This window comes from Paenibacillus lutimineralis (assembly GCF_003991425.1).
In the GTDB taxonomy this organism is placed as follows: Bacteria; Bacillota; Bacilli; order Paenibacillales; family Paenibacillaceae; genus Fontibacillus; species Fontibacillus lutimineralis.
This window is the reverse complement of record NZ_CP034346.1, coordinates 5,829,348-5,842,071: the sequence shown is the minus strand read 5'-3', so window position 1 is coordinate 5,842,071 and position 12,724 is coordinate 5,829,348. Positions and strand designations below refer to the sequence as shown.

The 12,724-nt window shown below is 48.6% G+C and carries 11 protein-coding genes; 10 read left to right on the top strand and 1 reads right to left on the bottom strand.

The window, feature by feature from the left end; genetic code table 11:
- The first annotated feature begins 73 nt into the window (after positions 1-73).
- From EI981_RS26065 to EI981_RS26020, 10 genes are all read left to right on the top strand, one after another.
- Positions 74-568: a hypothetical protein gene (locus EI981_RS26065; RefSeq protein WP_335926273.1), complete on the top strand. Its 495-nt coding sequence runs from the start codon at positions 74-76 to the stop codon at positions 566-568.
- Positions 569-1,453: 885 nt separating this feature from the next.
- Entirely contained in the window at positions 1,454-2,368 is a 915-nt protein-coding gene (gene murQ / locus EI981_RS26060; protein WP_127003198.1) for an N-acetylmuramic acid 6-phosphate etherase, read from the top strand.
- Positions 2,369-2,397: 29 nt separating this feature from the next.
- Positions 2,398-3,870 (top strand): ABC transporter substrate-binding protein, encoded by a 1,473-nt coding sequence (locus tag EI981_RS26055; protein ID WP_127003196.1) that lies wholly within the window; start codon positions 2,398-2,400, stop codon positions 3,868-3,870.
- A gap of 88 nt (positions 3,871-3,958) precedes the next feature.
- Positions 3,959-4,879: a carbohydrate ABC transporter permease gene (locus EI981_RS26050; protein WP_127003194.1), complete on the top strand. Its 921-nt coding sequence runs from the start codon at positions 3,959-3,961 to the stop codon at positions 4,877-4,879.
- A gap of 19 nt (positions 4,880-4,898) precedes the next feature.
- The gene (locus tag EI981_RS26045; RefSeq protein ID WP_127003192.1) at positions 4,899-5,759 is read left to right on the top strand and encodes a carbohydrate ABC transporter permease; all 861 of its coding nucleotides are present in this window, start codon (positions 4,899-4,901) and stop codon (positions 5,757-5,759) included.
- On the top strand, positions 5,759-7,012 hold the full coding sequence (locus tag EI981_RS26040; protein ID WP_335926270.1) for an anhydro-N-acetylmuramic acid kinase: 1,254 nt from the start codon (positions 5,759-5,761) through the stop codon (positions 7,010-7,012). Before EI981_RS26045 ends, EI981_RS26040 begins: the two co-directional genes overlap by 1 nt.
- A gap of 93 nt (positions 7,013-7,105) precedes the next feature.
- A complete protein-coding gene (locus EI981_RS26035) occupies positions 7,106-8,074 on the top strand; it encodes a GNAT family N-acetyltransferase (protein ID WP_127003190.1) in 969 nt (322 codons plus the stop codon).
- A 2-nt stretch (positions 8,075-8,076) separates the two neighbouring features.
- A complete protein-coding gene (locus EI981_RS26030; RefSeq protein WP_127003188.1) occupies positions 8,077-8,781 on the top strand; it encodes a PIG-L deacetylase family protein in 705 nt (234 codons plus the stop codon).
- Positions 8,782-8,833: 52 nt separating this feature from the next.
- Entirely contained in the window at positions 8,834-9,973 is a 1,140-nt protein-coding gene (locus tag EI981_RS26025) for an exo-beta-N-acetylmuramidase NamZ family protein (RefSeq protein ID WP_127003186.1), read from the top strand.
- 364 nt (positions 9,974-10,337) lie between these two features.
- A complete protein-coding gene (locus EI981_RS26020) occupies positions 10,338-11,258 on the top strand; it encodes a BadF/BadG/BcrA/BcrD ATPase family protein (RefSeq protein WP_127003184.1) in 921 nt (306 codons plus the stop codon).
- Positions 11,259-11,797: 539 nt separating this feature from the next.
- Here EI981_RS26020 and EI981_RS26010 read toward each other — a convergent pair.
- Entirely contained in the window at positions 11,798-12,568 is a 771-nt protein-coding gene (locus tag EI981_RS26010) for a hypothetical protein (RefSeq protein ID WP_227011594.1), read from the bottom strand.
- Between the last annotated feature and the right edge of the window lie 156 nt (positions 12,569-12,724).

The following is a 12,724-nucleotide window of genomic DNA, read 5'->3' as shown; positions in this document are numbered from 1 at the left end:
GAAATTGGACACGGTACGAAGGAGTTTCTGAGAAAGGTATGGTACCCAGCCATTGGGAACTTTAACCATCTGTATGCGGAGTGGGAAGTTCGGGATTATGGCGGCCGCTATCGATATCTGGATCTGGCCTATATGCCCATTGGCGCCAAAGGCTGCATCGAAGTCCATGGATATCGGTCTCACGCGAGAGATATTGAAGCATGGCGGTTCAGAGATTTGTGCAAGAAAACAGGCTTACCTTGTATTAGACGATTGGTTGTTCCTGCCTGTTGCCTATTTGTCAATTGAGGAAGAACCGGAGGTTATCCAGCAGATGGCGCTATCTTTTGTCGGTAAGTTTGTGTCCTTGTCAACGAGTCCTTCGCTTAGCTGGATTGATGAAGAGGCTCTGCGCTTTGCTCGTCGGGTCATTCGGCCTTTCCGATCCGAAGAGCTCGCCTTGCACCTGAACCGATCCGACAGACAGGCGAGACGTATTTTAGACAAACTCGTAAAAATGGAAGTGTTGCTTATTCACAATGGACAACAGCGCTATTGTACCTATCAATTGGTCAAAAATGACCGTTAGAGCATGAAAAAAGCCACTTTGCTATCTTAATGGACATTTATGACCGTTAAAGGGAAAAACCACGCCTTTCTGAGATAGTCCCCCCCTCCTTACGGACAAAAGTGTCCGTAAGGAGGGGGGACTATCCAAGGATCGGCTCTAACGGTCAATAATGTCCAATAGGCCAGGCCAAGCTCGAACAAAAGCCACAAAGCGCGATAATGTCGAGCTAACGATAACCGTGTTCACAAAGCACGAAAACGCCAAGCGCACCACAAGCCGCACCACAAGCCACATCATAAACCGAACCACAAACCGCAGATAGACCGCACCATAAACCGTACCACAAGCCGCACTACGAGCCGCAAAGAAATACACTGCTGCAAAGCTCTACTTCTTCAAATTCCTATCATGACACCCAGTTTTTCAATAAAAACATCTTTGGCTGGAGGCGAAGTGTCATACGTACTAACCGTTGACAGAAGACAGGGGCACTGAGCCTGCGAAAACACCTGCCGCAAGTGAGGGGTGCATTTTCTGGATGGAGAAAAATAAGGAATGGTCTCTTTTTTTGTTGAAACATTGAATTAAAAATACAAAATAATATTACATAGTAAAATTTTATTCCAAAAACTATTGACGGATAGGTGAGCGCTCATTTAAGCTAAAGCTAAGAGTAAGAGTTCAAAAAGGTCGAGTTACTACTCGATTCACTTCGTGATAGATATTGAATTTACAAGGTACCAGCAGTACTGATGAAATTCTATATCGCAAGAGAACCTACCTTTGGATCGCGGTCACTCATCCTTGAATTGATCTCGATTGGTTTTCTTATCATAAGCGGACTTTTTGAACTACCTCTAGGAAATGGAGATTGAGACCATCAGTGAGGAGAAGGGATCAGCTATGGAACAATACTTTGCAGAACTGACCACAGAGAGAGTCAACCCCCACACACAGATGATTGATGAATGTACAACCGAAGAAATGCTTCATCTGCTTAATCAGGAGGATGCCAAGGTTCCAGCTGCCGTGGCTGCGGAAATTCCTCAAATCATGAAGGCGGTGGATATTCTATATCATTCGCTTAAGAATGGTGGAAGAATGTTTTATATAGGCGCAGGTACTTCTGGAAGATTGGGAGTATTGGATGCCTCGGAATGTCCACCTACTTTCGGAGTAGACCCAACGCTAGTGCAAGGGTATATTGCCGGAGGCGATATGGCTTTAAGGGTGGCTGTTGAAGGATTTGAAGATAGTATAGAGGAGGGGATTGCCTTAATCGAGCGGGTCGGCGTAACCGCACGTGATGCTGTCGTTGGCATCTCGGCCAGCGGCTCGGCCAGCTTCGTTATTGCCGGTCTGAAGAGGGCAGCCGAACTAGGGGCAGCGACGATCGGAGTAGTTAATAATAAGGGCTCCAGATTGGAAGCGGTCTGCGATGTTTGTATCGCGCCTGTAGTAGGTCCTGAAGTGATCATGGGTTCGACTCGTCTGAAGGCTGGCACTGCTCAGAAGCTTGTGCTCAATATGCTTACAACATGCACGATGGTCAAACTGGGGAAGACATACGACAATTTGATGGTGGACTTGAGGGCTAGCAACAAGAAGCTTTATGACCGCTCTATCCGCATCATCAAAATTGCGGCGGGAGTCGATGATGACACGGCCGGTGAATACCTGCATAAGGCGTCTATGAATTGCAAGCTGGCTATCCTGATGATCAAGACGGGCCTGGATGCCGAGAAGGGCAAGCAGGTGCTGCAGGAATGCGAAGGAAGCTTGAAGTTAGCCATTCGTACTACAAATCGCGTAGTTTAGTATGAAATTCCAGGGGGAGGATTTTTGTTATGAGAAAAATGCGTGTGTTGGCATTAGTCTTGGCACTAACCATGTCCTTGACTGCATTAACGGCTTGTGGTTCTTCCAATAAAGGCAATTCCGGCAAAGACAATACAGCTGCCAATAATAACAAGACGGAGAATTCCGGTAAATCTAATAACAACACTAACTCAGAGGCAAAAGATACGATTACGGCGCTGCTTCCGCCGGTATCGGGCAATTTCCAAGATATGTTCCAACAGATGGAGAAAGACTTCAACGAGCTCTATCCAAATTTGACGCTTAAAATTGAGCCTGCCAGCTGGGAAGATATGACGCAGAAGCTCGATACGCAGGTGAATGCGGGAAGCCCTCCAGATATCGCCTTTATCGGCTCAGAGGGAATCTCGAAGTATCTGCAGCAGAATATGCTGATGGATATTACGGATTTAGCGACGCCAGATATGGTCAATGACTATGATAAGACTCCGCTGGAGTATATGAAGAGAGCTGAAGGATTGTACGGCTTCCCAGCTTATATGGAAGTGCATGCTTTGGGAGGAAACAAGGAATTCCTTGAACAGGCCGGCATAGACTGGAAGAGTGTACAGCAGAACGGCTGGACCTTTGATGAGTTCCGTGAAGCGATCAAGAATGGTGTCGTCAAGGAAGGCAATACAACGAAGCGTTATGGGTTCGTATTTGCTACCGCGGGCGTTACAGGCAAGGACTACTTGAACATTCTCATCAAAAATGCGGGTATGCCTGCTCCATTTACGAAGGATTTGAAATACGCCTTAACGAGCAAGAACTTCCTGGAAGTGCTGAAGGACGTTCGTCTAATGATCGATGACGGGTCTATGCCGAAGGAGCTCAGCTCAGTAGATGCAGGAAAACGCTGGAATATGTTCCTAACAGGACAGACCATGATTACGGGTAAGGGTCTCGCTACGTTTGAGAACAATGCTAGACAAAATAACGAGAAAATTAAAGCCAATGATGGAAGCGCTGTCAGCGGTAGTATCCCAGTAGAATATATCGTATTGCCAGTTCCTACATTCGCAGGTGAAGAGCCGATTTCAAGCACGGTAGTAGACGGATATGTTACATTCCGCGGCAAGAAGGAGCCGACCGATGAGCATAAAGCCAACGTAGTTAAGGCTGCATATTTCCTTGCCAGCGGCAAGGTTGCTGCGATGACGAACAATGATCTGTTCGCTGCTCATATTACGAAGAGCGCCAGAGATGCCGCTGCGAGTATGCCAGTTGACCGTAATCCGGACAACGTAGCAGCTGTAGAGAAGCTTCTCTCACATGCGAATCCACCGCGTCCTGATATTCCATCTGACCTAGGTGCTAAAGCGATCAAAATGGAAGATGAAGTCATTGTTCCTAAGCTACAGGCTCTACTTGCGAACGAGATAACTCCGGAAGATATGTATGAAGCCGTGAAGGCTGCAGCCATCAAGACCTTCGGAGAAGATGGTATTGTGAAGGATTAATTATCTTTTAGCTCGGGTAGCCGTTGAGATTATTCATATGGCTACCCGGGTCATTTTGGCAAAACGGTTGGAAAAGGAGCTAAGAGATATGAGCCAATTAGCAAAAGTACCGACAACAGCAAAAGTGGCCAAAAAACGAAAATGGAGAGGCGACAATGCTTGGGGTTATGCCTTTATTGCCGTGGCACTTGTTGTCTATGCGATGTTTACGGCTTATCCCGTAGTCAGTGCTTTCATCATCAGCTTCCAGGAATACCGCCCGCTGGGCTCCGTGTTCATAGGATTTGAGAACTATATCAATACATTTTCGGATTCCCTGTTCTGGAAGTCTATTAAAAACACGATTGTATATACCGTACTCACAGTCCCCGTCACCTTGTTCTTGTCCTTTGCAGTAGCGATTCTAATTCTTCCTTTGAAGAAACGGACGCAGACTGCTTTCAAAGCAATCTACTATTTGCCGGCGGTTGCTTCGGGGGTAGCTTTGTCTGTCGTCTGGCTGTGGATCTTTGATCCGATGCCAAGCGGTATTTTGAACAAGCTACTGGGCCTTTTTGGTATCTCTAACCTGAACTGGCTGGGGTCCAGCTCCACGGCGATGTTCTCGCTCGTATTGATGGCCTGGCTATCGAGTCACGGCACCAGTATTATCATCTATTTGGCCGCTCTTCTCGGGATTGACGTGAGTTACTATGAGGCCGCCGATCTGGACGGAGCGAATTTCCTCAAGAAGCTCTGGTATATCGTGATTCCTTTTCTGAAACCGACAACCTTATTCTTGCTCGTTACCGGTGTTATTGGTTCCTTCCAGGTGTTCCAGAATGCTTACCTGATGACAGGGGGCGGACCGGACAATGCGACAACGATGGTTGGTTTGCTTATTTTCAACAATGCGTTTAAATACTTCGAGTTCGGCAAGGCGGCTGCGCAATCACTGATTCTGGCTGCGATTATTGCCAGTATTTCCTTCATTCAATTCAAATTCTTCGGTAAAAATATCGAGTACTAATAGGGGAGGAGAATGACACATGGCTCTGTACAAGAAACATACCGGCAAGCAAACGGTTAAATACACCAGGAATACATCCATCATGATTCTTCTCTTACTGTTTGCTCTTGCAACGTTATTTCCAATTTATTTCATGATTATCTCTTCATTCGGGGATCCCGTTGAGGCGGGGGCTATGGACTATTCTCTATGGCCTGCCAAAGTATCTCTTGAATCCTATAAATTCTTTTTTGATTACAGTGAACATTCCTATCGTTGGCTGCTGAACTCATTGATTGTGGCAGGAAGTGTTACGGTATCTAACGTGATTTTCGCCACGATGGCAGGCTATGCCTTCTCGAAAATCCGTTTCAAAGGCCGGGCCGTCCTGTTCTCAATTCTGCTCTGCGCCATGATGATTCCATATCAAGTGACCCAGGTACCGCTTTATATTCTGATCGTGAATATATTTGAGATCGAGAATACTTACAGAGCTCTGATCATGCCTGGACTGGTCACCGTCTACAGCATATTTTTAACCAAACAATTTATGTCCTCTATTCCTAACGAGATTATCGAGTGTGCCAAGGTGGAGGGCTGTAATCAGTTTCAAATTTTCTTGAAGGTGATCGTGCCGCTGTCGAAGACAGTCATGGCGGTTACGGCCATTCTTACTTTCATGGATAGCTGGAATACCTTCTTCTGGCCGTTTCTGGTCACGAATACGATGGATATGCAGACGATCCAGGTGGGGCTCAAGAACTTCCGTTTTGCCAATACGACGTATTTCGCGCCGATGATGGCCGGGGCAACGATCTCGGCGTTGCCGATGTTCATCCTGTTCTTCAGCCTGCAGAAGTACTTCCTTGAGGGTGTAACCGTGGGAGCGGTGAAGGGTTAATGGACGGGTCACAAGCCTCAGGGCGGATGACGGAATTTGCTGCGGGACAGATGGGTGAGGCCCAGTCGACAAACCTGGTAACACGTTATGCGGTTGGACTTATGTCAGGTACCTCGGTCGATGGCATCGACGCGGCGGTCGTTAGGATTACAGGTGCTGTGGGGACGAGACCGGAGGTCCAGCTTCTAGGTTTTGAAAATACCCCCTTCTCCACTCAGGTTCGAGACGAAATATTTACTCTGTTCGACGTCAAGAAGGCCACGTTGGATCGGGTAGGTCGCCTTAATGTTTGGCTTGGCGAATTGTTTGCGGAAGCGGCTCTATCTGTCATTGCTAAATCTGGTTTGGCGCCGGGGGATATATCCCACATCGGCTCGCATGGTCAGACACTGTATCATCATCCGACAGATGAGATTATTGGGGGATACGCACTTCGTTATACGGCGCAAATTGGTGAGGGCTCGATAATCGCGGCCAGAACGGGGATCACTTGCGTATCTGATTTTCGCCCGGCTGATATGGCCGTAGGTGGCCAAGGGGCCCCGCTCGTACCATTCACGGAGCATTTGCTGTACGGGGAAGAGAAAAGGACGCTGCTGCTGCAAAATATCGGGGGGATCGGCAATATGACGGTGCTTCCGGCGGGCAGCCCGCCAGAGGACGTATTTGCTTTCGATACGGGGCCGGGCAATATGCTCATCGATGGCCTGGTCACGCATATGAGCGGTGGGAAGAGCAAGATGGATGCAGGAGGAGCTATAGCCTCACAAGGCCATCCGAATGAACGGCTGCTTGACCTGTTGATGCAGGAGCCTTACTACAGCCAAAGCTCGCCTAAATCTACCGGAAGAGAGTTGTTCGGCTCAGCCTATATTGCTAGATTGCTAGCCCATCAGCAGGAGTATAACCTCTCAGATGAGGATCTGGTTGCCACGGTGACGATGTTAACAGCACGTTCGATTAGTGAGGCGTACCGGAAGTACGTCCAGGAGCGCTATCCGGCCGACATGCTGATTGTTGGCGGCGGAGGCAGCTACAATCCGGTATTGCTCCGTTATTTGCAGGCGGATCTGGAGCCGCTTGGGGTTCAGGTGCTTACTCAGGAGCAGCTCGGACTAAGCAGCGATGCCAAGGAGGCGGTAGCCTTCGCGCTGCTGGCGGATTACACCCTGGTCAGGCGACCGAACAATTTGCCGGCGGCAACTGGAGCAAGCAGACCAGTCATAATGGGCAAGATCAGTTATCCATTTTAGAGGTAGTTTGAACGTAAAGTATGATGGGGTATAAGTCCAAACATAAACTTATGATGGAGTATTAAGTTCAATGGAAGCGGAGGGCATCAGAACATGATCACAACATGGGATGATCGATTCATAGCTGAGACCGTTGAGTTATGGAACAGGGAAGCGGTGCGGGATGGATATAGAAGATTAACCGAAGCCAGTTTCGTAGATCTATTTTTATCAAACCCTTATTTTGACCGGGAAGCCACCTTTGTCATGTTTCATGAGGAAGGGCATGTGCAGGGCTTTGCCTGCGGTTGTACGGGGGATGATCTGCCCTTAGGTAAGGTGGCAGGCTATATTACCTGTATCGTGTTAGATGGAGCTGTTCAAAACGATGCATCTTACAGATTTATGGTCGAAGCCTTGGAGAGCCGCTTTCAACAGCTTGGTAAGAAGCAGGCGGATTGCCTGTTTTTTAATCCGATGATGCTGCCCTGGATCATTCCGGGAACCGTTGGTCATGAACATAACAATACTCCTGGAGTGCCGGAGGGAAGCACGCTACATGGCTTTCTGCTGAACTACGGGTATGTGGAGCGGGCGCAGGAGTGCGGGATGTATATGCCGCTTGCCGAGTTTAGGATTCCGGAGGAAATCCGGGCCAAGGAAAGCAAGGCCGAAGGGGATGGATATCGGGTCGAGCTGCTAGATCTCTCGAAGCATGGGGGATTAGAGGAGATGCTGGATGGGCTGGACAATCCGTTATGGCGCGAACAGATTCCACGCTATGCGGCGCAGGGAATTCCGGTCATGATAGCGGCCTATCAAGGAAATACGGAGGGATTCGCCGGACCGATCATTCGCGAGCCCGGCGGACGGGCCTTCTTCATCGGCATTGGCGTGGACCCCCAGCATGAGGGGCACGGTCTAGGCAGCATTCTGTTCTTTAAAATGTGCGAGGCTTTTCAGCAGATCGGGGCCGACTATATGTCTCTATTTACTGGAATCAATAATCCGGCTAAACGCATTTATGAAAAAGCGGGTTTTCAGACAGTCAAACGGTTCGTAATTATGAGAAGGGAGTTCTGAAAATGAGCAGGAAGACACTAACGATTCTGGCGATCGGCGGTCATGTTGGAGATATGGAGCTTACGGCGGGAGGCGTGCTTGCCAGCCATTCATTAAAGGGGGATCGTATCGTTACCCTGGCACTTACGGCAGGGGAGCGTGGTGTCCCGGCTGGGCAGGACATGGGAGAATACCGGGGGCAAAAGGTTCGGGAAGCGAAAGTCTTCGCAGATATGCTGGGCGGGGAGTCGATCGTATTCGACATCCCAGATGGAGAGCTGAGCGACAGTGAGGACATGCGCTATCGTGTCTGCGATGTGATTCGTCTTGTTAAACCGGACATTATCATCACTCATTTCAAGAACAGCATGCATAAGGATCACAGAACGACACATTTGATTGTTAACGATGCCCGCTTCTTCGCAGGGCTCGCTTCCATGCAGCGGCATGAGCCTGCCCATTTTGCCTCACGACTGTACTATGCGGAAAATTGGGAGGATGCTGTCGGCTATACACCGTATGTTTATATCGATTTCGATCAGGATGCCTATGATCTATGGGTTAAGGCGGTGTCCCAGCATTGGTTCGTGACGGGCAGCAAGTCTTTCCCTTATTTGGAGTATTACAAGCATCTGGCCCGGGTTCGTGGTATAGAGGCGCGTAAGACCTATGCAGAGACATTCACGATCCCGGAGGAGTCTTTGCGCATCATCAAGTCAGAACTATAAGTGCGTGTTCAAAAGCGGACTTTTTGAACAACCTCTATAAGGAGCGGAGGCTATGGTTAAGAACGGAATCGACCGCATATTGAGGTACTCCCATCTGTTTCAGGGTAAACGGATTGGCTTAATCACGACGCCGACCGGTATCACTTCAGAATTCGTATCTACGATTCAAATTTTGCATGACAATTTCAATCTCACTGCTCTATTCTCGCCGGAGCATGGCGTGCGTGGAGATCAGGCAGCAGGGGCCATGGTAGAGACGTATACTGATCCGTTGACCGGCGTTCCGGTATACAGTTTATATCGCAAGGATTCCAAACGGATGACTGCGGATATGCTCGATCAGGTGGATATGGTTGTTTACGATATTCAAGATGTGGGCGTGCGTTATTATACGTTTATTTATACGATGTTGTATGCTCTGGAGGATTGTGCCAAGGCAGATAAGGAGTTCGTTGTGTTGGACCGCGTGAACCCGCTTGACGGACTGACGGTGGAGGGAAATGTACTCAAGCCTGGTTATGAATCCTTTATTGGAAATTATCCGCTTTCTGTCCGGTATGGTCTGACTGTGGGAGAGATAGCAAATATGGCCAATGAACAGAAGGGCTGGAAGGCGAAGCTCCATGTGATCCCTTGCGAGGGATGGGAACGGAACATGCTCTTCCCGCAGACAGGACAGATTTGGGTTCATCCCTCATTGGGGATTCCACGCTTTGAGACAGCTCTCGTATACGCCGGCACTTGCTTGTTTGAGGGTACGAATCTGTCAGAAGGACGAGGGACAACGTTCCCGTTCGAGATCATTGGAGCGCCATTTATCGACGCTGAGCGCCTGGCTGATGAAATGAATAGTAGAGGTTTGCCAGGAGTGCGTTTTCGACCCGTATACTTCAAGCCAACCACTTCGAAGTTCCAAGATGAGCTCTGCGCAGGGATACAGATTTATGTGACTGATACACTTTCATACCGATCGGTTGAGACGGGCGTGACGTTGATGTACACCATGAAGCGGAACTATGAAGAGTTCTCTTACTTGCCTCCGGTTAAGGAGGGCTCGCGTCCATTCATTGATCTACTATGCGGTGACAAGCTCTACTGGGAAGAGGCTGGGCTCACTGAAATGCTGGAGAAGTTTCGCGAGGAGAGCCGGGATTTCGCCAGGGAAAAACAAAAGTATCATCTTTATTCATGAGTTCGTGCATGGAGTGAAATTTTAGGCAAATTAATGTCTAACGAAACTACAGATCGTTATTTCTTCAAAAACAACGGTAAATAAAACCTAACGAAACACCATATCGTTATTCGGGACAAATCCAGACTTTTGACCACTCATTTGCTTCAATAGCGATACCCAGTTTCGTTAAAATAATTAACCACCATTTTTGGCCTAAATAGCGATATCCAGTTTCGTTAGAGTTCGACAGTCTAGTGATGTGCATCTTTTCAAAACGCTTCAGCTGGATGAAGCTGGGGCATGAGGAGTGCAGCGTATCAGGTTTTCTTATCAAAAGTGGACTTTTTGAGTTACCTGTAAAAAGAGAAAGGCGTGATTCATCATGAGATTTGCCGCAGGCCTAGATGGTGGAGGTACGAAGACAAAGGTTGCTATTGCTGATGAGAGCGGTCGGATGGTTGAGACCTTCACGTCGGGTCCGATCAACTATAATGGACAGGATGAGAGAGTTGTAGAGCGAAATATCGAGGAGATCGTTACGAGGATTGGAATGGTCTGCGGTAGTCTGGAGCATTGTGCGCATATCTGTCTCGGCGCTGCTGGGATCAGTGCTACGGGAGTAACAGAGCGGTTAACTGTGGCGATTCGCAAGGCTGGATATCGTGGCGGCCTGACACTAGCCGGCGATCATGAAACGGCGCTCTATGGCGCACTTAGCCAGCCACACGGTATCATTCTCATCGCTGGAACAGGCTCGATTTGCTACGGACGGAATGAGCAGGGCTGCACCCATCGCACCGGCGGTTTCGGCCATCTAATTGACGATGAAGGGAGCGGCTATAGTATCGGCAGGCAACTGCTTGAGGCACTCGTTCAGGCCAGCGATGGGAGGATTCCTCCGACAGTAGTCAGTGAACGGATTTATGAGACGCTGCAGCTGCCTAATGGTTCGCTCAATGAGGTCATAGGCTTTGTCTATGACCCTCAGCGGACGAAGAAGGATATTGCAGCGCTGGCTCCGATTCTGTCCGAGGCTTGCTCTGTCGGTGATATGGCGGCTTTGAATATAGCTCGGCAAAGTGCCGAGGCGTTATTTGAATTGCTCGCTCCCGTCGCTGAGCGCCTTGGTTTGCAGTCGGGTAATCTGGCGCTAGCCGGAAGTGTGCTGCTGCATAATAGCTTTATTCAGTCAGCCTTGAGGGGAAGGATAGCCGAAAGTTACCCGGGGTTATCCTGTATCTTGCCTAAGCACGATGCGGCCTGGGGAGCGATGATGATAGCTAAAAACATGAAAATGAACTAATTTCTCTTAAACTAATTCCGGACATTAACCAAAACCTACCGGTCCACCTAAAACCTGCAACCGATACATTTCCGACAAAAGTTGGATAGAACCAGAAGCGATTCCCATTATTAAGCCAAATAAAAGTGTATCGAAACAAGCAGCGGGAAATAGCTCGAGGATCAACTGCAAAAGCAGTCATCGTCGGCTCAAAAGCTGGAGGAGGTTCAGTTGGTCCCTGTGGTCCAACTGTTCCAGGCGGTCCAGGTGTAGGTCCAAATGGTGGACCCAGTGGTGGACCAGATGGTGGTCCAAATGGAGGCATAAACGTCATTCGAGTTCACTCCTTATCTAAAATGGGCTAATGCAATGTATGCAGGAATGAATTGTTCGGATTGGGCCAATGCCTATTTAGACCTTCCACAAACCGGTGGAATCGCTTGGTTTGACGGTAAACATTCAAGTTCAAATAAATTAATGTCATTAATTATTATAGGCTTCCTTCAAAATTAAAGCCGGCCCGATATCAGAAATATATCGGACCGGCTTTACATTTTGCTTTATTCGACGGACTCCTTGGTGCGCGTAAAACTTCCAAGACTTATGTTGATGTAGCTCGCCAGCTTGTCTTTACCGACTTTTGTGACATTGAACGACGCCACAAAGTCGCCCTCCTGAATCGCTTGGGACAACATTTCACTACGATAGCTGATCATCACCTTGTCCTTGCCGACCCCCATATCCAATTGTACCGAATCGGCGGGAATCATATCGCTGATGGCGTTCAGGGCACCTCCCACATCGCCGACATATCCGTATTCGATCTGGTAAGCCCGTTTTGTGGGCGGGTGCAAATCCGCGGTTAACGCCCCTCTTTTAAAAGAAGCATGATTCTCGTCCCCCGCATTATAACCATACTCTTCTCCCAATACGGAGAGCGTATCGCCGATTCCACCGGAAGCGGTCAATTGCTCCGGCAAGGAAGGGCCTTTCCCGGCAGGCTCCACTTCATCCGGAATTTCGTCGCTGATGATTTCATCCGGCCTGTTGGGGTTATCTCCAGCTTCATCTGTCCTCGCGTCCAGGTCCGCCTTTTTTTCGGCCGATTGTTTAGCCGTTTCGTCAGGTATGGCTGTGTCGGATGCGGTAGCCGAATCCGCCGGCTGGGCTTCTTCCGCCACCTTTACAACCATATCATCGGCGCTGGCGCCTCCCGGGTCTTCCTCAGCTACAACCGCGGCAATCTTTGTTTCTTCGGCCTTCGCGGCTTGATATTCGCTGATCGCCTCAAGCCCACCGAATAATAAAATGCAGTAGCTAATCCCTGCCATGATGGCATAAACCGCAATGCCTCCTTTTTTCTTTCTTTTCAAAGCATAGACAAATGATGGAATACAGATCAAAAACAGTATCAGTCCTAAAATTGCTATAATCCCCCACATCGTTCAGTCGCTCCAACTCTCTCAAGTAATGTATGTATGAAAAAA